The sequence below is a fragment of the Marinobacter segnicrescens genome, from assembly GCF_900111555.1.
GTDB classification, from domain to species: domain Bacteria; phylum Pseudomonadota; class Gammaproteobacteria; order Pseudomonadales; family Oleiphilaceae; genus Marinobacter; species Marinobacter segnicrescens.
Map to the genome: position 1 here is coordinate 22,321 of NZ_FOHZ01000022.1, position 23,301 is coordinate 45,621.

Consider the following 23,301-nt stretch of genomic DNA (forward strand, 5'->3'; position numbering starts at 1 on the left):
CTTCATGGACAATAACAAACTCTATAACGCGCTGCTGAAAACCCAGGAACGCCAGAAAGCTGAGCAGGCTGCACACCCTCACTCGGTAGCGGAGGGCGATCATGCCGAGCAGGGCCCGGAGCAGACCGCCAATGGTTCGCGCCTGGAGTCAGCCTTCCTCAAGGAAGCCTGGAAGGAGCAGCAGCGACATTCAAGACAGGTGGAGTCCGAGGCGCAACCGGTTGCTGATGCTCATCCCAACTGGACCATGGTGGAGGAGTCGGCGAAAGAGCATCCGCCGTCAATCTACGATTCGTCCATCTCCCTGGACCTGATCAATAATCCGCGCCCATGGTCCGTTGAGGAGCTTCAGCAGCGAAAGATTATCTATCCCGGAATGTCGAACAAGGCCATCCTGGATGCCTTCCGGGAAGTGCGGATCAAGTTGCGGGACCGGGCCGGCGCAGTGAATTTCTCGGTACTGGTTTCTTCCCTCGGGAACGCCGACAACTCGGCACTGACCGCCTATAACCTGGCAGCCACCTTTGCCATGGACGCCCATAGTTCCGCCTTGCTGGTCGACTGCAACCCCTGGGACAGTGACCTCGACCACCTGGTCTCATCGTCTATGGCCCAGGGCGTCACCGACTATGTGGCAGACAAATCCGTCAAGGTGAAGGATATCATCTACCCCAGTGGTATCGACCGGCTCAGCGTGGTGCCGCCGGGCACCCTGGCCAGTTCGGCCGTGGAGTTGTTCTCGGCGGTGCGCATGCGGGACCTGATGGGTGAGCTGAAAAGCCGCTACCCGGACCGCTTCCTGATCATCAACGCACCGCCGCTCAAGGCCAGCACCGAAGCCCATATACTGGTGCGCTATGCCAATCAGGTGGTGCTGGGCGTACCGTTCGGCGAAGTGACTCCGGAAGAGATTGTCAGCTCGGTTGAAACCCTCGGGTCCGAGAAATTCTCTGGTCTGATTTTCCAGCAATGAGGTGGGCCATGGACGTAGCCTTTCGCAAGCCATCGGCCGGGGGCATCGTAATTCCACTGCTGGTGGCGGTTGTCACTTCTGGTCCGGCCCGGGCTGAGGAAATCAGTTACACCGCCACCACAACTGTATTTACTGATATAACCCACACTGAGCGGGATTCCCAAACGGATACCCGGGGAGGTGCCGGGGTCAGTGGGAACGTGGGTGCCAACTGGCTGTCTGGCCCCCACCGGTTAAATGCGCTCTACGGTGGAACCCTCGAAACGGAACGCAGCAGCCTGGCGACAGGTGACCGAGACAACCTGTCAGTCCGTGGTTCTTCCCGCTACAACTTCTACCAGCCTGGCGGTCGTTTTGACTTCAACGCCGGCCACACCATTCGCTCGGTTCGCAATGACACCGGCTTTACCCTGGATGACTCAGCCTATGACACCCAGAACGCCGTTAATGCAGGCGCCGGTGTCATGTTCTATCCCGGCGAGCTGACCACCCTTCGTCTGGGTGGCCAGGCCGCGAAAACCTGGGCCGAAGACGATGTTCAGGACGGTGAATCCCAGAGCGTTCAAGCCAACCTTTCGCGGCAAGTCTCTGAACGCAGCACCGTGTCCCTTACGGGCCGCAGGGCCTGGGAGCATGAGGAGGATCTGGACATCACCCTGGACTCCGCTTCGGTGGGCCTGGATACCCTTCTTGAGAACGGCAGCTTCTCTGCGAGCGTCGGAGTCTCCCGTGCCGAAAGTGACGACTTTGAAAACGATGCCGTCATTGGCTCCATTGCTCGCCAGTGGCAGACCTCCCTCACCAGCACGCGCGTCAGCTATGACCGCACCCAGAGCAGTACCCTGCTGGACCTGGCACTGGCGCCGATTCCGGAGCTGGGCATTGAAGACGAGTTTTCAGTCCGGGTCCAGGGGGTGACGCTGAATGACACCGTCACCCTGGCCCACAGTACCCAGCGCTTGTGCGACCTGTGTACCCTGAATTTTATCGTTCGGGGCAGTGAAGAAGAAAACGTGCAGACGGGCGAAGAGACCTGGGAATACCTGGCCGGCGCCGGCCTGAGGCTGGCGGTCACAGAAGACAAAAATGTTAGCTTTAATTACCGCTGGCAGGGCGATGCGCTCGAAGAGCGCAGCTCCATCGACGATGAAAGGCACCAGTTTACGGTGACCTACCGTCATCAACTGACGGACCTGGCCTCCTGGGGCGCGGCCTTCGACTCCGCCTTTACCCGGGGTCTGACCGACCAGGACCGCTACCAGGCCCGGGTGTTCTTCACCCTGGGCTGGGACGGCATGGAAAGGGCCTGGTAGCACCGCCACGCCACCGATAAGAACAGGGAAGACGCTGTGTTCGAAAACAGACAAACCATCCAGTTGCCGGCGGATACGCCGGCGCAGCTGATTGTGGTGATCGACACCGAAGAGGAGTTCGACTGGAATGCCGAGCCGGATCCCCAAGCTACTTCTGTCACCGCCATGGACCATATCAACCGTGCCCAGGATATTTTCAATGAGTACGGTATCGCGCCCTGCTATGTGGTGGACTATTCCATTGCCAGCCAGGCCCGCAGTGTTACGCCCCTGAAAGCATATCTTGATGCGGGGCAGTGTGAGATCGGTGCACACCTTCACCCTTGGGTGAACCCGCCTGTGGAAGAGACCCTGTCCCGTTCCAATATGTATCCCGGCAACCTGCCGGAACCCCTGGAGCGAGAGAAGCTCACGCGGCTTCGTGACACCATCGCCGAGAATTTCGGCGCAGCACCACGCATCTACAAGGCAGGCCGGTACGGTTACGGACCCAACACCACGGCCATCCTCAATGACCTGGGGTTCGACATTGACCTGTCGGTATGCCCACCGCTCGATGCCCGTGGTGACGGCGGGCCGGACTACCGCTACTACGACGCCGGGCCGTTCTGGTATGGCCCGTCGGACAAGCGCATCCTGGAGTTGCCGGTGACCGGTGGATTCGTGGGCTGGGCTGGCAAGCTGGCACCGCCGGTATTCGACCTGGCCATGGCCTTCCGCAAGCTGAAGGCACCGGGGGTGCTTTCACGGCTGGGCATGGTGGATCGGTTGATGCTCTCCCCGGAAGGATTCCCAACTGCAGAGCACATCAAGCTGACCCGGGACCTGTACCGCCGTGGCGTGCGCACCTTTACCTGGAGCTTCCACAGCCCCAGCGTCGTGCCCGGCCACACCAGTTATGTGCAGAACGAACAGCAGCTGTCGGACTTTCTCGATTCGTTCCGCCGGTTCTTTGATTTCTTTTTTAACGAACTGGGTGGGCAGGCTTCGACCCCCACCCGGCTCAAGTCGCATATGGAGAAGTTTGCATGAGAGTGCTTGGTATTTCGCCACTGGACAAGGACTCAACAGTCTCGATCGTGGAAGACGGTGAGATCCTGTTCGCCGCCGGCGAGGAGCGGTTTTCCCGGGTCAAACAGCAGGACGGCTTTCCGCAACTGGCGCTGGAAAAGGCGCTGGAATATACCGGCAGCAAGATGAGCGACTTTGACCAGGTCTGCTACCCGTTCCTGACCTGGGAGAACGAGGCCAAGCTCTTCAATCAGAACCTGGAGGACGAACGCCAGTTTATCCGCAACTTTGAGCCGGCGGACCTGAACCGGCAGATCAAGGAAGCCCTGACCAGGGTGCCGGATCGTAATGAGCCGATCCATGGCCTGGAACACCCCAACGCCATCATGGAGAAGGGCTTTCTGCACAGCTCTTACTATTCCATGGCAGGGGCCCAGCGACTGGCTTCCAATAATGCCGCAATTAAAGGCTCTCGCCATTGGGGCGAAGGCGCGACTGAATCCTTTCAGAGGTGGGAACAGTCACTGACTCAGGGCCTTCGCGCGATGGGCTGGGAAAAACCGGTGAAGCGCATGGACCACCACCTGTCCCATGCGGCGAACAGTTACCTGGCCAGCGGATTTGAGCGAGCCCTGTGTATCACCTTGGACGGCTATGGCTCAGGCCTTGCCGGCTCTGCCAGTGAAGCCCGGGATGGCAAGATCCACCGGTTACACGGCATCAGCTACCCCAACTCCCTGGGTACCCTGTATGAGCACGTCACCTCCAGCCTTGGTTTCAAACCGAGCCGGCATGAAGGCAAGATTGTCGGCCTGGCGTCCTACGGCGATCCATCGATCCTGGGCGACATCCTACTCAGCCGTATCCAGCAGGAACCGGGCGATTACCGGATCTATGAAGCCAACAACGTCTTCTTTTCCCGTTACCTGGCGTCCAAGTTCCCGAAGATCGACGTGGCTGCTGCCTATCAGCATGCCCTGGAGGTGGTGGCCACCAATTACGTACGTTACTGGGTCGAGAAAACCGGTATCGACACGGTTGTGCTTTCCGGTGGCGTCACGGCCAACGTCAAGCTGAACCAGCGTATCTTCGAGATTGAAGGCGTTAACCATATCTTCGTCTACCCAAACATGGGTGACGGCGGCTGCGGTACCGGCGCGGCCCTTTACCATTGTTGGCCCGGTGGCGTTAAGGACTCCATATCCAGCGCCTATTTTGGCCCGGACTACAGCGAAGCTGAGATCGCCGCTGAACTGGAAGCCGAGGGTCTTGAATACACCCGTCCCAACAACCTGGCGGCAGAAGTCGCGTCGCTGATCCATAGCGGAGAAGTGGTCGCCCGCTTTGACGGTCGTATGGAATACGGCCCCCGGGCCCTGGGCAACCGCTCGATCCTTTACCACGCCCGGGAGCCGGAGGTTAACCAGTGGCTGAACAAGCGCCTGGGTCGCACCGAGTTCATGCCGTTCGCACCGGTAACGCTCTATGAAGCCAGGGAGAAGTGCTACCACAATATCCGGGGTGCCGAGCACAGCGCCGAGTTCATGACCATTACCTTCGACTGCACCGAGTTCATGCGGGAGAACTGCCCGGCAGCGGTGCACGTGGACGGCACCGCACGGCCCCAGCTGGTCCAGCGTGAGGTCAACCCGGGTTATTACGACATCCTCAAGGAATACGAGAAGATCAGCGGTATTCCGAGCCTGATCAATACCAGCTTCAATATGCACGAGGAGCCCATCGTTAACACGCCGCACGATGCGGTGCGGGCATTCGTACAGGGGGCGTTGGATTACCTTGCCATTGGGCCCTTCCTGGTCAAGCAGCCGAACCCGGCCCACTGATCTTACACGGCGGGCGGAGCAGGACGCTGATGACGACAGGCAAGCTGGAAGTAAGCCAGCAGGCGGTAACCAAACCGGAGCAACTGCGGGCCGAGTGGGAGGACCTGGAAAGCCGGTCCGCGCCCACGGTATTCCTGTCCTGGCAGTGGCTAGGACACTGGCTGGAAGTGTACGAGCCGGATGTGCGGGTGCTGAGAGTGACCGAAAACGGCCGGTTGATTGGCCTTGGCATGGTGGTGGCGTCTGACGAGCGGCGCCACGGTTTACTTCGCTCCCGGTGTTTGCGTCTGCACCAGACCGGCAGCAGGGTGCTGGACCAGATCTGGATCGAGTACAACGGTTTTCTGGCGGAGCATGGCCGTGACCGGGACGTGTCCTCGGCCTGTCTGAAGTTCCTGGAGGCCCAGCGGGATAGCTGGGATGAGTTTGTGGTGGGCGCCATTGATGCAGACGAGGCGGACTTTTACGCCCGTACCATGGGCCTGTTCAAACACGTTCGCTGGGAGGCTCCCTGCTATGGCGTAGACCTGGACCAGTTACGGCGCAGTGGCCGGCATTACCTGGACACCCTGTCCCGCAATACCCGGTACCAGATCAACCGGGCTCATCGCCTCTACGAAGAGCGGGGGCCGGTGGAACTGATCCGGCCCGACAATGTGGACGAGGCGTTGGCGGTCTTTGACAGCATCGGGCCTCGTCACCTGGAGCGCTGGGGCAGTGGGCCCGACCAGAGTGGCTTTGCCAACCCGGACTTTGTCCGCTTTCACCGCAGCCTGATCCGCAGCCAGTGGCCGGAAGGTGGGGTAGACCTGGTATCAGTAAGGGCAGGGGACGATGTAATTGCCTCTTTTTACAACCTGCTGCACAACCAGGTGGTGTACTTCTATCTGGGTGGCATGATGACGGAAGCCGACAATAAGCTGAAACCGGGTTTGCTGGGGCACAGCCTGTGTATCGAAGACTACCGGCAGCATGGCTTTCACTATTATGACTTCATGGGCGGTGACGAACGTTACAAGTCCAACCTGGGTGAGTGTCACCGGCAACTGGTACAGGTTGCCCTGCAGCGGCCCCGTTTCAAACTGAAACTTGAGAACGCCCTGCGGGAAGCCAAGCACCACTGGCTGGGGGAGCCCGGAGCTGGTTATGGGCGCTGAGGAGAAGTTTGTGTCGAGTACAGACGATGTTGAAGTTGTCTCGACAGGCATTGAGGAAGCCCGGGCAGCGGGATGGGATGACTACGTTAGCCGGCACCCGGACGGCACCGGTTATCACTACCTGGCCTGGCTGCAGAGTATTTCCGAGGCCTATGGCCACCGGCCCTGGTGCCTGGTGGCCCTGTCGCCGGGTGGAGACCTGGCGGGAGTGCTGCCTTTGTGTGAATTTCGCATCCCGTTGCTGGGCGCCCACTGGGTATCCCTGCCTTTTTGCGATTTGGGCGGCCCCCTCGCCAGCAGCCATAAAGCGGCTGCCGCCCTGCGGGAAAAGGCCGTGGAACTGACCCGGCAACGGGGCGGAAAAGGAATCAATCTGCGCCTGCCCGGAGAACCAGTGGATGATCAGGAAGAAAAGACCCTGGCGAAGGTCAGCATGATCTGTGCACTGCCAGAGAGCAGCGACGCGCTCTTTAAAAGCTACAAACCCAAATTACGCAGCCAGATCCGCAAGGCAGAGAAAAACGGTTTGCGGGGGGAGGTCACTAGCCGGATAGATGCCATTGATGCTTTCTACCGGGTGTTTTCCGTCAACATGCACCGCCTGGGGTCGCCGGTGCACAGCCTGGGCTGGTTCCAGTCACTGCAGCGCAGTTATGGTGAGCGGATGCAAACAGGCCTGGTTTGGCATGGGGAAACGGTGGTGGGTGCCGGCATCGTTTTGATCAATGGCACCCGCGCAAGCATCCCATGGGCGTCCACCCTGGCGGAATTTAATCGACTGGCACCCAACATGCTGCTCTACTGGACCCTGCTGGCCCATGTCACCGATGGCGGATGCCACACCTTCGACTTCGGCCGGTCCACACCCGGTGAGGGGACCTACCGGTTCAAGAAGCAGTGGGGCGCCGAACCCCACGCACTGAACTGGCTGGACCTCAAACCCGATGGCGAACCCGAACCGGCCCGGAAGTCGCAACAAACCGGTGGCCTGCGTAACCTGCTGGAAGCCACCTGGCGACGGCTGCCCCTGCCTGTCGCCAACCTGATCGGCCCCGGGGTAAGGAAGTACGTCAGTCTATGAACACCTTGCTGTTGCTGATTACCCTGTTATGCCTGTTTATCCCGGTGTATGTCTACGCCGGTTACCCGCTAGCGTTGTGGCTGCTCACCCTGGGCCGGGACAAGGTGACCCACCGCGTCGCAGAAACACGTCCCTCCGTTGCGCTGATCATCTCCTGCTACAATGAGGCAGCGGTCATCCGGGACAAGCTGGAAAATGCCCTGGCCCTGGACTATCCCCGCGACAGACTAAGCATACTGGTGGTGTCTGACGGCTCCGATGACGGCACCGACGACATCGTCAAGCAATACACGGAGTCTGGCGTCGAACTGATCAGGCAGGAGGGCCGCTTGGGCAAAACCATGGGCCTGAACCTGGCCATGGAACAGGTGGACGCCGACGTTACCGTTTTCAGCGATGCTAACGCCATGTACGCCCCGGACGCCATCCATAAGCTGGTCCGCAACTTTGCCGACGAACGTGTGGGTTATGTGGTGGGCGCAGCGCTTTATACCGACGGCGACTCCGGTGCCAGCGCGAAAAACGAGAACCTTTACTGGCGCTATGAGCTGGCCATCAAGTCCATGGAATCCCGCCTGCACTCGGTAGTTGGCGGCGACGGCGCCATCTACGCCATCCGCAGCCACTTGTGGCAGCCACTGGAGCAGAAAGACATCAACGATTTCGTTAATCCCCTTCAGATCATCGCCCGGGGTTACCGAGGTATCTTTGAGCCGGAGGCAAAATGTTACGAAGAGACCGCGGGAGAATTTAATAAGGAGCTTGCGCGCAAGGAGCGTATTGTCAACCGCAGCATCCGGGGGTTGATGCGGGTCCGGGAGGTAATGAACCCGTTTCGCACCGGCATCTTCTCCTGGCAGGTGATTTCCCACAAGTTGTTACGCTGGCTTATTCCGTTCTTTCTGTTGGCGGGACTCTGTGGGAGCATGCTTCTGTCACTGCAGGGGCCGTCCCTGTACACCGGGATCGTGGCCGGCGCGCTCCTGGTCGTGGCGCTCGGGTTCGTAGGTGCGCTCATGCAGGGCGCGGGCAGGCAGCCAATGCTATTCGCCGTACCTTACTACTTCCTGTTGGTGAACCTTAATGCAATGACAGGAATTGTTATGGCGCTCTCCGGAAAGACCCAGATCACGTGGAGTAGTGCAAGGGCTCAAGGTGATAGCAGAGGCCCGGGACTGCGGTGGCAAACCGTTGGCCTGTTTGTGGCGACAATCGTGTTAGCGGCTGCGCTGCTTGGCAGCCTGGGAGTCTGAATAATGACGTATTCGCCCCTTTTCCTGGTCGGCACGCAACGTTCTGGAACCACGCTCCTTTGCCGGATGCTCACGGCTCACCGGGATATCTTTATCAAGAATGAGCTGCCGGTTCGCAGTGTATTCAAGCCCGGATTTTCGAAGGATGACATTCGCGCGAATATCAGCCGACATATCGAAAAACGTTATGGCCAGAATCTTGATGAACTGATGAGGGCGGAAGGCAAATCGGTCTGGGGGCTGAAGGACCCGGAATTGACCTACTACCTCGGGGAGCTCAGGGTATTCCTGCCACAGGCCCGGTTCATCGTGATTACCAGGGACCCGCGGGCTGTCGTTAATTCCTATATGGAGAACAAATGGGGTCTGGGTACCAATGCCTATACAGGCGCGCTTCGATGGCGAGATGAAGTACTGGCCCAGCTGGCTTTCGAGCGAGAGCTACCCGACAAGGTCTTGCGCATCCGCTATGAGGACCTCGTTATCGATCAGCAGGCAACGCTGGAGGCAGTTTGTCAGTTTATCGATGCTCCTTTTGACGACACCATGCTCTCCTTCGACCAGCAAAAGTCCTTTATCCGCGAGGGGCGGGAAAATGCCAACACCTCTCGCGCCCTGGATGAGAGTCTGACCCGTAAGTGGAAAGACAAACTCAGTGCACACGAGATTGCGGTTGTCGATTCCCTGTGTCGAGACGTCATGGCTATGACCGGCTATGAGCCAGAGGCAGCCCCCTACCAGGTTCCAGGCTGGCTGGCTGCGTTCTATCGGGTCCACCAGGCTGTGCTGGGTGAATTTCAGATCCAATACAGGTGGCGGGTCGGTAACTGGAAGAAGCGGCTGCAGCGCTCGGGGTCGGAGAGAGTCACATGAGTGGTTGTAGCTCCAAGGAGTGGTTGTAATGTCGAAGTTCGCCCTCCTGTTTCTGATGATCTTTTTTGGTGGCACTATCGCCACCTTCATGATCAGCGGCTCGGTTTCGTTCTTTCTTTATCAGGTCATTTATTTCCTCAACCCCGACAACCGCTGGTGGTCGGCTGACATTCCCGGCATCAGCTATTCCTTTATCGCTGCCTTCCTGATGATTTTGTCGCTGGCTGTGGGGTACCGAAAGTATACCGAGCAGGCTCCCTGGAGCGAGCAGCCCCTATTCAAGTGGCTACTGGCACTGCTGGCGGTTTATTACATTGTGGGATTCTGGGCAATCAATCCGGCTGTCCACGACCGCTTTGTTTACGACCTGACCAAACTGGTTGTGGTTGTTCTCGTTGCCTACAAGCTTGTGTATACGCCCCGCTTGCTGGACGGAGCGCTTTGGGCATACCTTGCTGGTGCCACTTACATTGGTTACCTAGCAACGATTACCGGCCGCAACTCCGGCAACCGGGTAGAAGGGATCGGATTGGTCGACGCGCCAGATGCCAATGGTGTCGCATCGGCCCTGGTGCCCAGTGGTGTTTTGCTTATGTATTACGCATGGATGGGCAGTTACAAGGTCAAAATGCTGTGTGCGCTTTGTGGTGGTTTGATTGCCAATGGACTGGTACTGATAAACAGTCGTGGATCCTTTGTGGGCGTCGTGGCGAGCGCCGGTCTGTTTCTGATGTATATGCTCTTTTCCCGCTATCAGAAAAAAGGGCAGCGGGGCATGGCGGTACTGATCATTATCTTTGGCATCAGCGGGGGGCTCTATGTCGCTGACGAGGGTTTCTGGGAGCGTATGCGCACGCTTCAGAATCCCAAAAGCGAAGCTAGTGGATCGGGTCGAATTGACTACTGGCTTGCTTCGATTGAAGTGGCTCGAGACAACCCGGTTGGGTTGGGGGTTCAGGGTTTCAACGCTGTCGCAACTGCTTATCTACCGCCGGAAGATCTTGGAGGGAACGAATACAAAAGCGTTCACTCGATGTGGTTCCAAGGACTGACGGAGGTGGGCTGGCTTGGACTCTGCCTGATGTTAATGGCATTGCTGTCACTCTATAGGATGTCGAGGAAGGCCAAACGGTGGGTCTTATCCATGGATGAGAATGTCTCCTACTTCAAGTTGCTGGCGCTGGAATGTTCCTTACTCGGCTATCTTGGAGCGGCGAGCTTTATTAACCAGTTCCGCGCTGAAATCCTCTACTGGATGATGTTGCTGCTGGCAGCCGGGATCAACGTGTATTACCTGCAGCGAGTGAAATCACAGGAGAAAGGTAAAAAACGTGTACCGGTCAAGTCGGGCACTCTAAAGCCACCACAGTACGCCAGGGAGAAGTCGGCCTGATGCATCAATTGAAAGTTCTCCAGTTCATAACACCCTCGGGCTTCTATGGTGCCGAGCGATGGGTCCTGGCGCTGGCCAATAATATTGATCGTCGCCGTGTGACATGCGACCTGGCCGTTACCCGGGAGAGCGATCAACAGGACCTGACCGTGGCTGAGGTATATCCCCAGGAGGCTGGAGCAGTTCACTATCTGGACATGTCGGGCCGGTTTGATTTTCGGGTGGTGCGCCAGCTTTGCCGGGTCATACGCGAGCGCCGGATCGACGTTATCCACACCCATGGTTATAAGTCCGATATTCTCGGCCTTCTGGCGGCAAAGAAAACGGGAATCGCCTGCGTAAGTACGCCTCATGGGTTTCCGGGCAAAGTAAAGCTGAAGCTTTCCGCGTTTATCAAAATCGGCACCCATATGCTCCGCTATTTTGATGCCGTTGCACCACTCTCGGAGGAGCTGGTGAGTGACGTGGCAAAAGCGGGTGTGGCCCGACATAAAACCCGTTTTATCCGAAATGGGGTGGACCTCACCGAGGTCGATGCCGTTCTGGCCAGCCTTCCCCGGCAAGGCCAGTCAGGGCAGGCGCAGAAAATCGGATACATCGGGCAAATGATTCCCCGCAAGGGATTAGCTGACCTGATATCGGCATTCGACACGTTATATCAGGAAAATCAGGCACTGACGCTGGAGCTGGTGGGCGACGGTAGCCAGCGAGGGGAGTTGGAAGCCCAGGCCCGGATGCTATCAAGTTCCGATGCCATACAGTTTCCCGGATTCCGTAATGATCGCCTGGAGCTGCTTCGCAGCTTCAGCCTGTTCGTGATGACCTCGTCACTGGAAGGGATTCCCCGTTGTCTGATGGAAGCCATGGCTGCGGGAGTGCCCGTGGTTGCCTACGACATTCCCGGTGTTGACCAGCTGGTCCAGCACGAGAAAACGGGTATGCTCGCCCCCCATGGCGACAAGCAGGCTCTGGCCGAGTGTTGCCGCCGAGTCCTGTACGACCCTGAGCTTGCTGCAACGCTCGCCACTGCTGCACGAAAGCATGTGGAGGAGACCTACTCGGGCGCACGAATGGCCCGCGAGTACGAGAGCCTGTTTTTCGAGCTTTCCGGCCTGGAACATGCCGACCAGGTCGCCTCCGGTAAGGCAGGTTAGGTATGTGTGGATTTGCCGGATTTCTGCGCACCTTATCCACACCCGATCGGGATGCCCATGAAGGTTGGCTCGCCGAGATGGGCCACGCAATACGGCATCGCGGGCCTGACGCCGGGTCCCGATGGTTTGATGACCACGTTGCGATGGTTCACCGGCGCCTGAGCATTCTCGATCTGACCAATGCGGGTATCCAGCCGATGACGTCGGCGTCTGGCCGCTATATCATTGCCTTTAACGGTGAGATTTATAACTACCGTGAGCTAAGGCAAGCGCTCATCGCCGATGGCGTTACGTTTCGTACCCGGACGGATACCGAAGTTCTGTTGGCATTGTTCGAGCAGCGGGGCGTTGATTGCCTGGACGCCCTGAATGGCATGTTTGCCATTGCCATCTGGGATACCTCGGCCAGGCAGCTGTTTCTGGCGAGGGACCGGCTGGGCAAAAAGCCACTCTACTACTATCGGGAAAATGGGCGCTTCGCCTTCGCCTCCGAGATCAAGGCGTTGCTCCCGGCACCGTTTGTCCGGACAGAGCTGCGCCCGGACGCAGTGAAGGACTTCTTTGCGTACCAATACGTGCCTGATCCGAAAAGCATCTATCGAAACATACACAAACTACGCCCCGGGCACTGGCTGATCACCAATGGTGACGAACTGCGCCAGCATCAGTACTGGAACGTCTCGTTTGCTTCCCCGAGTACCAGCAGCGAGGACGAGCTTAAGGCAGGCCTGTATGACCTGATTAATGATGCGGTTCGATTAAGGATGGTCAGCGAAGTACCGCTGGGTGCCTTCCTCAGTGGAGGAGTGGATTCGAGCGCCGTTGTAGGATTGATGGCGGGGCAGGGCACCCGACCGGTCACCACATGCTCGATAGGTTTCGACTCGAAGCGTTTTGACGAAGTGGAGTGGGCGCGTAAAGTCGCTGGCCAGTTCGGAACAGACCATCACGAGTTCACCGTGCGGGAAAATGTGGCGGCCAATATTGACGGTATTGCACGCTACTTTGACGAGCCGTTTGCCGACCCTTCCTTTGTGCCAACCTATTTCGTATCCCAGTTGGCCAGGCAGAAAGTTACGGTGGCTCTGGCGGGTGATGGAGGCGATGAGAACTTTGCCGGTTACAGCAAATACCGGATTGACCAGACCGAGAATCGCCTCAGAAGGCTGTTTCCCGGGCCTCTGCGCCGTGCGCTGTTTCCCGGCCTGGGGCGAATGGCTGGTCGAATTGGTAGTCCGGCAACGCGCAAGGCTGAGTCCTTGCTTGGCACTTTGGCCATGGATCCGGACCGTGCATTCTTTACAACCAATTGTTTCTTCCGGCAGAGCTTGTGGGACGAGTTGGTCAGGGATGATCTCAGGCGGGAGACGGCAGAATACGACCCTGCTGAGATTACCCGGGCTCATTACGCTGACGCGGATACCGACGACCATCTGGGCAAAATTCTCTATACCGACCTCAAAACCTATCTACCCGGCGACATCCTGGTGAAGGTAGACCGGATGAGCATGGCGCATTCCCTGGAAACACGCGCCCCGCTTTTGGATTACCGAGTGGTGGAATATGCCGCCAGCCTGCCATCGGCGCTCAAGCTGCACCGTGGTGAGAAGAAATACCTGCTCAAGAAATCCTTTGAAGGCATGCTGCCGGACGATGTGCTGTACCGTCAGAAAATGGGGTTTTCGGTACCGCTTGCTCACTGGTTGCGCCATGAAATCCGGGGGCTGGCCGATGGTGTTTTCAGTGACGACGGTGGCGGGCTTGCAGAATGTTTCGACATGAACAAGGTCCGTCAACTATGGCAGAGGCACTTGCAGGGCCAGGACCACCACACCCAGGAGCTCTGGAGCATGGTGGCATTTGAGCTTTGGTGGCGGGCTTATCAGAAGGGGGAGCGTCATGGAAAGGCGACATAGACCGTGGTGGACAAGCCGGTTTTTCCTGGTACTGGCCGCTATCAGCCTGATCATTGGCCTCGTGTTAATGGGGCTGAACTTGTATGGCCTTACCCAGCCCATTCGTAAGCCGGGCCTGGGTGTTACCGATGTTGATCAGCTGCGGTTTGTTCCGGACGAGGTCTGGAGTTACGAAAAAAGTATGGAGGCCATCGCCCGGCTTGATGGAGCAAGTCCAAACAGCGACTTAGCCAAGCAAGCGAACCGGGTCGTCAATCAAAGTCTGGTGCACGTGTCCTGGAAAGAAGTCGACCCGGTTGAATACCGGCAGTTGATACCGCCGTGGGAGAACTATTTCCTTTGGGGCATTGGAAAGTTCTCCGGTTTGCCACAGTTCGAACGCTATCACTACGCTAACTACCAACGAAACATAAAGCGGGGTATTGGTATCTGTGGTGATGCGTCGACCATTCTTTCCAGTATCATGGACAAGCATGAAATTCCGAATCGCATTATCTCGTTTCGGGGACATGTGATCGTCGAATACCAACGCGAGGACGGGCGTGCCGAACTGATCGATCCCGACTTTGGCGTCGAGCTGGAAATGACACTTGATCAATTACGGGCTGATCCCGAACAGGCCAAAGCAAAGTATCTAGCTGCCGGGTACAGTGAGAAGGAGTCGGAGACGTTGCGGAAGGCTTACCAGACAAGTTATGCGGTTTACGATAATACCTTTCACTTCATGAGTAATCGGTACCTTTTTGAAGAACTGAGTTATTGGCTGAAGTGGCTGCTACCAACCCTCCTGATCCTGCTTTCCGCTCTTTACTTTAGGCTTTGGGCAAAAGCGAACAAGCGTGACATCTATGGCATTTGAGCGTTCTGCAGAAATGTCCTGTTCCATCCGTGGCTGGCTGGAAGCTTCATGAAGAAGACCCGGATTATGCACCTGACCTTCAATATGGGTATTGGAGGTACAGAACAGGTTATTCGCCAACTGGTTACGAATCTGCCCATCGAGCAGTTCGACAACCAGGTGGTATGTATCGATGGCTTCGTGGGTGAGGTTGGTCGGCTGGTAGAGAAGTCCGGCATATCGGTATCCGCTCTCAAGCGTCGACCGGGGTTTGATTGGTCTCTGGTTCGCAGCATCCGAAAAAGAATAGTGTCCGGTCAGATAGACGTGGTTCATTGCCATCAGTACACGCCGTGGATTTATGGCGTCCTTGGCAGCCTGGGCACTGGCGCCAGGGTAATGCTGACGGAGCACGGCCGGTTCTACCCCGACCGGTATCGCTACAAAGCCGCCCTGGTCAACCCGCTGATTGCCTTGTTAACCCACCGTATCGTTGCGATATCAGCCGCCACCAGGAATGCCCTTGCCCGTTACGAATTCGTCCCGAAACCGATGATAAGCCTTGTTTACAACGGCATCACAGGGCTGGCGGTCAAGCCGGAGGAGGTTCAGCAACTCAAACAGAACCTAGGTATCCCCCAAGACCATTTTGTTATGGGGACCGTTGCACGACTGGATCCGGTAAAGAACCAGGTGATGATGCTGGAGGCGTTTGCTCAGGTGCGGAAGCGACATGCCAATAGCTGGTTACTGATGGTCGGCGACGGGCCGGATCGGGCAAAGCTTGAGGCGACGGCCAAGGATCTTGGTATCGATGACCGGGTGATTTTCGTGGGCTTCATTGATCACCCGGCGACCCACCATGCTGCCATGGATCTGTTTTTACTCACTTCAAATACTGAAGGTACCTCCATGACCCTGCTGGAAGCGATGAGTTTGGGAGTTCCCGCCATAGTGACCAATGTGGGCGGCAACCCTGAGATCGTTGAACACGCGAGAACTGGAATGTTAACCCCAATTGGTGATGTGGCCGCGTTTTCGTCAGCAATTTCAATTTTGTTGGAACAGCCGGAGATACGGTTGGAACTAGGAAGGTGCGCCCGAAAAGCTTTCTTCGAGCAATTCTCTGTGACCACTATGATTGAAAAGTATGCAGACCTTTATTATAAGGCCGCGTTGAAAAGGCCCACCGATGATTAATTCCCGACTTACCGTAAAAGGCGCAGCAGTTCATGTCTAAAGTGCGAAGAGCCGTTATCTTTTCATCGCTGGGGCAATACACGATGCGGCTGATTGGCCTAGCATCTACCATGATTGTTGCTAGGCTGCTGACCCCGGCTGAGATCGGGACTTTTGCCATTGCCAGCGCGATTATCATGATGCTCAGCGAGTTCAGGGTATTGGGGGCAGGTGCCTACCTTGTTCGTGAGAACGAGCTTACAGATGAGAAAATTCGTCGTGCACTAGGGCTGACTATTATCATTGCCTGGGGTATCGGCCTGATAGTGTTATTGTTGGGTCCAGTTGCAGCTTACTACTATGATATTCCCCCCCTAACTCTGATTTTCGCAATTTTGGCGGGCTCCTTCTTTTTGGCCCCTTTCCTCAGTATTACCATGGCGCTCCTGGCCCGAACGTTCAGTTTCAAGACTGTCCTTAAAGCGCAGCTTGTGGGTTCCTTCGTGAATCTGGTGGTTACGGTTTTTCTTATACAGGCGGGTTTCAGTTATTACTCCCTAGCTATCGGTCAGTTAACCCAAAGTGTTGCGCAGTTTGCAATGATTGCATTGCGAAGCGAGTTCCCAAATTTTTGGCGACCGGCTTTTTCCCGGCTCGGGGAAATCGCCAGTTTCGGCATATATAACTCGCTTACCAACTTTTTCAGAAAAACTGTCACTGTGGTGCCAGACTTGGTCATCGGCAAATTAGGTACCACCACACAGGTCGCCATGTTTTCTCGCGGGCTGGGGTTTGTTGGGTTCCTTGCAGGTACCCTGCAGATGGGCGTCTCGCCGGTCGTACTGCCCTATCTTTCTGAGACCCGCCGGGCGGACCAGGATATTACAAGGGCATATACCCGTGCGGTGGTACTGATCTGTGCCCTCGTGTGGCCTGTACTTGCCGTGGCTGCAATAGCAAGTCTTCCAGTAATCCGCCTTTTTTTTGGTGGTCAGTGGGATGCGGCCGCACCGCTGACATCTGTACTCGCGATCTGGCTGATACTCCGCGCCACCCATCGCTTCGCCAATAATCTGCTTGTGGCTACAGGAAACGAGCGTGTAATGACTGCGAAAGAAGCGTTTCTGTTCGTTGCCATATGTCTGCTTGTAGTGGTTGCCTTTCCACACGGATTGCAGGCGGTGGCAAATGGGTTCGTAGTCCTGGGTATTCTGGAAATCACATTGGTGACCTGGTTGCTGGCAAAGCGGGTCGGCCTTCAGGTTGGGGTTTTCTACAGAGCGTTGCTGCCAAATCTTCTGATCACCGTTATCTGTACGCTGACGACATTATTAATCTCCCGCTATGTGGACTTCGAATCCAGAGATCCGTGGAAGCCGGTTGCTGTGATTGCTGTTTGCTTGCCGCCAGTATGGCTATTATCACTTGCGCTTTTCCGGCACCCTCTGATGGCGGAGATCCTCAGGATGATCGGGGTCGGTCAGAAAGTGGTAAAAAAAATGTCGTGACGGCTCCATTGGGTCGCTGAAATACGTAGCCGTGAGACGCACGATAAATGGGCAAAGTTCAGAACAGGAAACCTTTTTGGTGCCAGCGAAGTGATAGCAAATAAAAAGTCCACACGAAGGATGAATATGTCATTAAAAGGACAGCTAAAGCGTCAGTTAATGGGATTTGTACAGCGCCTTCAGCAGTCGGAGGAACTTCGCCTGTATGCCAACAGGAAGGCCCACGACTATGACGTCATCCGAAAGGCTGGTCTCTATCAGCCATCGCCGTATGGTGAGGTTGAAACGCCGAGACGCGAAGGTGGCGGACAGGCTTCGCCGATATTTATTACCGGTCGGTTCCGTAGCGGGTCGACATTGCTCTGGAATCTGTTTCGAAACCTGCCAGGGCATAAGGCGTTCTACGAGCCTTTCAATGAGCGCCGCTGGTTCGATCCGATGAGGAGGGGGGAGCACACGGATACAACCCATCGTGGAGTGACGGACTACTGGGCGGAGTACCAGAATCTGGAATCATTAACTGCCCTCTACAATGAAGACTGGATCCGGTACCGGCTTTACATGTCTGAGACTTGCTTCGACTACAGGATGAAGCGCTTCGTCGATACGCTGGTTTCAAGCAGCGAGGAACGAGCTGTGCTGCAGTTCAATCGGGTAGACTTCCGGTTGCCCTGGTTACGAGCAAACTATCCTTACGCCCGGATTGTCCACGTCTATCGTAACCCTCGCGACCAGTGGTGCTCCTCGTTACGTAACGAGGGTGACTACCCCGCCTCCGCGATGTCGGGCAGTGGTTTCGTCGATCATTTCTACCTGGGTGTCTGGGCCCGGGACCTGGTGCGACAATTTCCGTTTCTTGCCGATTACGATAGCCACCATCGCTACTACCTATTCTATATGGTCTGGAAGCTTTCATACTGCTTTGGCGTCCATTACTCAGATATTAGCGTGGCTATGGAGTCCCTGACGGAGAACCCCTCGACCTGTATGGCTGACGTACTGGTTGCAATCGGGGCAGACCCTGCAATCCTCGGTGAAGCGGATCTGACGTTCGTGAAACCTGTGACGTCCCGCTGGCAGGATTATGCAGATGACGCCTGGTTTTCAAGGATTGAGCAGGAAGGTGAAGCTGTCATTCGGGAATTTTTTCAGGGAGTGGTCAGGTAATGAGGAAGATACTGCTGGTCAGTGAAATTTTTCCACCCCGCCATGGCGGAAGTGGGCGGTGGTTCTGGGAGATATATAGCCGCTTCCCAGAGCAATCGGTGGCGTGCCTGGTTGGCAATCACCCGGAAGCGGCCGTGGCCGACGCAGATTTCCCCCATCCGGTATACCGGGACGAGCTAGCAAGCTCGCAATGGGGTATCCGCTCACTGACCGGTATGAAGTATTACCTCAGAACCTGGCGGCGGTTAGCCCGGCTGGCCAAGCAAGAACAGATGAGGCAGGTGCACTGTGGTCGGGTACTGCCTGAGGGCTTGGCTGCACTGATGCTAAAGGCAACGCACCGAATCCCCTATTCCTGTTATGTGCATGGTGAAGATGTGGAAACGGCGCTAACCAGCAGAGAGTTGAGCTTTCTGACGCGTCGCGTGCTTAAGGGTGCGGAGCGAATTATCGCAAACAGCCAGAACAGCAAAAGAATTCTGCTGGAAAAGTGGGGGATGTCGGAACAACAGGTCGTCGTTATGACCCCCGGTGTCGATATCGAGAAATTTCACCCGGGTGACCACAGCTCCAGGCCTGCCCCATGGGTTGGTAGAACGGTGGTTCTGACTGTGGGACGATTGCAGAAGAGAAAGGGTCAGGACATGATGATTAGCGCACTCCCTGAGTTGAGACGGTCCTTTCCGGATATTCTGTACTCCATTGTCGGCGATGGTGAAGAGAAGGAACGCCTACAGGCGTTAGTGGAGGAACTTGGTGTCGCCGAGTACGTAGAGTTTGCCGGTGAAATCAACGATCAGGAACTGAGTGTTCGGTATCGGCATTGTGAGCTCTTTGCTCTGCCGAATCGGCGTGTAGGAAACGATGACGAAGGGTTCGGTATGGTGCTGCTAGAGGCTCAGGCTTGTGGCAAGCCTATTTTGGCTGGAAAGTCAGGTGGTACCCGGGAAGCGATGGAAGAGGGGCGCACAGGGTATTTGGCAGACTGTACCAGTCCAGACTCGCTGAAAGAAGCCGTCGCCAAGATTTTGAGCAACGACGATGAACGACAGTTAATGGGCGAGGCCGGACGGGAGCTGGTGGAGGAACATTTTTCATGGAAGGTACTTGCTGGGAAGGCAGCTGTTGAGTTCGAACTGGGAGAAGGTGTCAACTAGAATAATGATCATGCATGGTTGAAATTTTGGATTATCGGATTATTTTCTATCTAACTACTAATAATAAAAATTTCGGGGGGTGGTTTGTTGTGGAAAGCTTTTCAAGAGAGCGTGGGCCTAAAGTTTCTATAATCGTTCCTATATATAACAGGTGTGAGTTTGTTGCCCAGTTGATGAGTTCGATAAAATCTCAGACGTTTACAGATTATGAGTTGATAATTGTCGATGACGGAAGTACCGATGGTGTGAAAGAGAAGTTGGACGCTGCTGCTGGTTCGATCGACTATACTTATATATATCAAAAGAATAGGGGGCACTACGCTGCTAGAAATCTGGCGCTTTCAAGAACCAGAGGTAGGTACATAGCTTTCCACGATAGTGACGATGAGTGGCCCGATTATCATTTGGAAGAATTTGTGGAGATTCTCGATGAGCATAGTGACATCGACTGGGTTTTCGGGTCAATCAAGAGAATCGACCACAAGACAGGGGGCACTCTCGCCGAGAGCAATTATTACGAGAAAGGGGGGTTGCACCCCTTTTTTCAGCTCAAGACGGTCGACAGAGGTAGCGCTAAACTGGTCAAGGATGGCAATATTACCTGCATCTCGATTATGCACAACGTTCCAGGCAGCACCCAATGTGCCCTGATTAGGGCAAAGGTGTTCAAGGACAATTATTTTGATGAGTCCTTCAGAACAGCATACGATCGATTTTTCGCCATAAAATGCACTAAGTTAGGCTTTGGGTTTGCCTTCGTAGATAAAGTCCATCAAATATACCACGTTCACGATGGGCATATATCTCTCGTATCGGGTTATACACCAGAAAAACTGGAAGCCAGTGCGAAAACGATGCTGCGCGGGTATGATCAGATCGGCGAACTGAATTTGACGGATGATGAGCGTAAGAACCTCTCACATAAAATCGCTTCTATCTATGCGTGGCAGTTATCTATCTCCTATAGGAAAAGAACCATGTACCGGGAGGAGTTGTTGGCGATGATAGAGGCATTCAAGATAAGGCCGGCTAAATACCTAAAGCCTGTTTTGTCGTCGTTTATACGATATTCCGTGAGCATAGGTTCGGGGCGAAAAGGGTTAGACTCCAGGTAAAAAAGGAAAGCGCTCGCTCAGTCAAAGCGAAAGAGCTATTTGGTGGTCTCGGCCCCGGTCCGACGCAATGTGTTAAGGAGGGTGTCCTGATGAGCCGTGCTGACCAATAATTAGACGCTTATGACCTCACCTAAGCCGGTATAATGGCAGGCCACCCAGTCTGACAGGCGTCTCGACGACTGTTAGTTCCCAGAACTGGCATTCGCTCTGTCAAGCATGATGAACATACTGTGGCGGGGGCTGAGCATCACGCTCTCCATTAGTTTTATGCCGAAGATGCGGCTAATCTGGGTCGTTAATTCGGCGTGGATACTGCTGAGTGACTAACCCTACATTGAGCCAGCTCGCTGCCTGATCCAGTATTCGAACCATCCGCACACATTTGCGAACTGCCCCGCGAGTGCTATCTTAACTAGCAGCAATACAGCGTAACCAAATAAACAGTTCGTAACGCAACAGTGTGTCTCACCTCACTTCTTAGGGCGGGGTTCTTTGTAAAATAGTATCAAATGGCTCCAGAATGGGGCCTTTAACACACGAATCCTGTCGAGGGGGTCAGATGAGTGTAATTTCTCTTCTTTCAAAAGGCATAGCACTGACGGCTCTAACTCTGCCAGTCGCTACGGCAAACGAGACTTTGATCTTCGACGCTGAATTTGACAAGCAGGAGAACTGGGCACCTAAAGTTCGGTCCCAACGGTATCGCTTCGAAGGTGATACAGGCTGGGTGCCAGACATCCCTGAAAACAAGCCGGGGAAATTTGACTTTTATTATCTATCTGAATCTTGGCATCCGTCTGACTATCCCGAAAAAAAGCCTGTTGTACAGATAACCGACGATTTTCCAGGATATTCGGGCAGACGGGCTTTCGTAATGTGGGACGAGTCCTATGGTGGACCAGGGAGCTGGGGGGCTGATTCCGTGATGACGAAAGACTTAGGCCAAGAGTATGACGAGCTCTATTTGGAGTTGCGTATCAAATTTAGTCCAGACTGGATCTGGGAAGATATACAGCAAGGTTCGGGTCAGAGTGTAATGAAACTGCTGAGGTGTCGACGTTACAGTGGAATTACAACACAGAACCGGTTTTCCTTTTTTGGCGAGGATGCTCGATCGGGATCACCCGTAGCTATCTTTGACCTGAAGTCCTGGACTACTTCCACTGGCAACTGGCTGAGACCACTAATGCATATATACGGGTATTCTCATCCGGACTATTATAAGACAGAGCAAGATTATTTTGGGTTTGGTAGTGACTACAAAACGAAAATAGAAAATGGCGTTAAAGTTAATGGCCGCTCGCTTTCTTGGGCCGATGTTTTTTTAGATGGTAATTGGCATACCATCGGCATGTACTTGAAAATGGACTCGCAGGCTGGGGCTGGGGATGGCCAGGTTAAAGTGTTTATTGATGGTGACCCTGTTATAGACGCGAATGATGTTCCTTGGCGCCGGGTCGGAGATGAGTCAATCAAAGGCTGGAATGAATGCTCTCTTGGCGGAAACATAAATAATGTCCCTTTCGACTCCAGTGAACGTTACGAGCAGTGGTATGCGGTGGACACCTTTAAAATTCATAGGACGCTACCGAATAAGCCGAACCCGCCTTCAGACATAAAGATTCAAGAATAAAGTGATCACGGCAAGTTGTACCCACTTTGACGGCAATACTTGGTGTTCTGTCAGGTGGGTGTCTTTCTAACGCAAGGCAAGTTGATGCTTGTGTGGTATAAATATCGTAAGCGTCCGGTAATCCCATCTTGAGCCAGGCGCTGCCGCCGTCAGGATAGTGTCCACTTATTTTCTAGTGGACACTTAACATGAACGAATTAAGCGTAACCAAGCCCTACCAACGCCGTCGCCGTTTTTCCCGCGAATTCAAAGCGCAGATTGTCGCCAAATGCCTGGAACCCGGTGCTTCCGTTTCCCGGATCGCCCTGGATAACGGCCTCAACGCCAACATGGTCCGGCGCTGGATGAGTGAAGCGCAGCGAGCGGATAAAACACCGGGATTTGTACCGGTCAAACTGCCAGCGGCAACCTCAGCACCGAGCAACCCGTCGGTCTCGGACAAGCGTAGCACCATCCGCATCGAGATTCCCCGCCCCCGGCGGTGCGGTTGTAGTGGAGTGGCCTGCGGAGCAGGCCCATCAATGTGCTGCTTTGCTCCGGGACCTGTTGGGATGATCCGCATCGACGAGATCTGGCTGGCCACCGAACCTCTGGATATGCGGGCCGGGCCCGACAAAGCCCTGGCTCGGGTTATTCAGGTCTTTGGTTCGGCCAGGCCCCATTGCGCCTACCTTTTCGCCAACAAACGGGGCAACCGGATGAAGGTCTTGATCCATGATGGCTTGGGCATCTGGTT

General features: G+C 55.4%; 19 protein-coding genes. All 19 read left to right on the forward strand.

Features of this window, described 5'->3' with window-relative positions; all coding sequences use genetic code 11:
* The first annotated feature begins 4 nt into the window (after positions 1–4).
* Complete coding sequence (locus BM036_RS15960) at positions 5–973, forward strand: P-loop NTPase family protein (protein ID WP_091854209.1); 969 nt, start codon at positions 5–7, stop codon at positions 971–973.
* Positions 974–981: 8 nt separating this feature from the next.
* On the forward strand, positions 982–2,286 hold the full coding sequence (locus BM036_RS15965; RefSeq protein WP_091854210.1) for a hypothetical protein: 1,305 nt from the start codon (positions 982–984) through the stop codon (positions 2,284–2,286).
* Positions 2,287–2,322: 36 nt separating this feature from the next.
* Positions 2,323–3,318 carry a polysaccharide deacetylase family protein gene (locus BM036_RS15970; protein WP_091854212.1) on the forward strand — a complete coding sequence of 332 codons (996 nt, stop codon included), beginning with the start codon at positions 2,323–2,325 and terminating at the stop codon, positions 3,316–3,318.
* Positions 3,315–5,141: a carbamoyltransferase family protein gene (locus tag BM036_RS15975; RefSeq protein ID WP_091854213.1), complete on the forward strand. Its 1,827-nt coding sequence runs from the start codon at positions 3,315–3,317 to the stop codon at positions 5,139–5,141. The genes BM036_RS15970 and BM036_RS15975 overlap by 4 nt, the downstream gene beginning before the upstream one ends.
* Positions 5,142–5,170: 29 nt before the next feature.
* Complete coding sequence (locus tag BM036_RS15980; RefSeq protein WP_177186083.1) at positions 5,171–6,298, forward strand: GNAT family N-acetyltransferase; 1,128 nt, start codon at positions 5,171–5,173, stop codon at positions 6,296–6,298.
* A 10-nt stretch (positions 6,299–6,308) separates the two neighbouring features.
* Complete coding sequence (locus BM036_RS15985; RefSeq protein ID WP_245742681.1) at positions 6,309–7,379, forward strand: FemAB family XrtA/PEP-CTERM system-associated protein; 1,071 nt, start codon at positions 6,309–6,311, stop codon at positions 7,377–7,379.
* Positions 7,376–8,632: a glycosyltransferase family 2 protein gene (locus BM036_RS15990; protein WP_091854216.1), complete on the forward strand. Its 1,257-nt coding sequence runs from the start codon at positions 7,376–7,378 to the stop codon at positions 8,630–8,632. The genes BM036_RS15985 and BM036_RS15990 overlap by 4 nt, the downstream gene beginning before the upstream one ends.
* Before the next feature lie 3 nt (positions 8,633–8,635).
* The gene (locus BM036_RS15995) at positions 8,636–9,505 is read left to right on the forward strand and encodes a sulfotransferase family protein (protein WP_091854217.1); all 870 of its coding nucleotides are present in this window, start codon (positions 8,636–8,638) and stop codon (positions 9,503–9,505) included.
* A gap of 28 nt (positions 9,506–9,533) precedes the next feature.
* Positions 9,534–10,898 carry an O-antigen ligase family protein gene (locus BM036_RS16000; RefSeq protein WP_091854219.1) on the forward strand — a complete coding sequence of 455 codons (1,365 nt, stop codon included), beginning with the start codon at positions 9,534–9,536 and terminating at the stop codon, positions 10,896–10,898.
* Entirely contained in the window at positions 10,898–12,052 is a 1,155-nt protein-coding gene (locus BM036_RS16005) for a glycosyltransferase (protein WP_091854221.1), read from the forward strand. Before BM036_RS16000 ends, BM036_RS16005 begins: the two co-directional genes overlap by 1 nt.
* Positions 12,053–12,054: 2 nt before the next feature.
* Positions 12,055–13,968 (forward strand): asparagine synthase (glutamine-hydrolyzing), encoded by a 1,914-nt coding sequence (gene asnB / locus BM036_RS16010; RefSeq protein ID WP_091854222.1) that lies wholly within the window; start codon positions 12,055–12,057, stop codon positions 13,966–13,968.
* The gene (locus BM036_RS16015; RefSeq protein ID WP_091854224.1) at positions 13,952–14,827 is read left to right on the forward strand and encodes a hypothetical protein; all 876 of its coding nucleotides are present in this window, start codon (positions 13,952–13,954) and stop codon (positions 14,825–14,827) included. Before asnB ends, BM036_RS16015 begins: the two co-directional genes overlap by 17 nt.
* Positions 14,828–14,875: 48 nt before the next feature.
* Positions 14,876–16,006, forward strand: a complete 1,131-nt coding sequence (locus tag BM036_RS16020; protein WP_091854225.1) for a glycosyltransferase family 4 protein — start codon at positions 14,876–14,878, stop codon at positions 16,004–16,006.
* Between the two features lie 32 nt (positions 16,007–16,038).
* The gene (locus tag BM036_RS16025; protein WP_091854226.1) at positions 16,039–17,493 is read left to right on the forward strand and encodes an oligosaccharide flippase family protein; all 1,455 of its coding nucleotides are present in this window, start codon (positions 16,039–16,041) and stop codon (positions 17,491–17,493) included.
* A 126-nt stretch (positions 17,494–17,619) separates the two neighbouring features.
* On the forward strand, positions 17,620–18,660 hold the full coding sequence (locus BM036_RS16030) for a sulfotransferase (RefSeq protein ID WP_218144827.1): 1,041 nt from the start codon (positions 17,620–17,622) through the stop codon (positions 18,658–18,660).
* On the forward strand, positions 18,660–19,817 hold the full coding sequence (locus BM036_RS16035) for a glycosyltransferase family 4 protein (protein ID WP_091854229.1): 1,158 nt from the start codon (positions 18,660–18,662) through the stop codon (positions 19,815–19,817). The genes BM036_RS16030 and BM036_RS16035 overlap by 1 nt, the downstream gene beginning before the upstream one ends.
* A gap of 14 nt (positions 19,818–19,831) precedes the next feature.
* A complete protein-coding gene (locus tag BM036_RS16040) occupies positions 19,832–20,932 on the forward strand; it encodes a glycosyltransferase family 2 protein (RefSeq protein ID WP_091854230.1) in 1,101 nt (366 codons plus the stop codon).
* 559 nt (positions 20,933–21,491) lie between these two features.
* Complete coding sequence (locus BM036_RS16045; protein WP_091854231.1) at positions 21,492–22,565, forward strand: hypothetical protein; 1,074 nt, start codon at positions 21,492–21,494, stop codon at positions 22,563–22,565.
* A 188-nt stretch (positions 22,566–22,753) separates the two neighbouring features.
* The coding region (gene tnpA, locus BM036_RS20210) for an IS66-like element accessory protein TnpA (protein WP_218144821.1) at positions 22,754–23,301 on the forward strand (548 nt) is incomplete at its 3' end.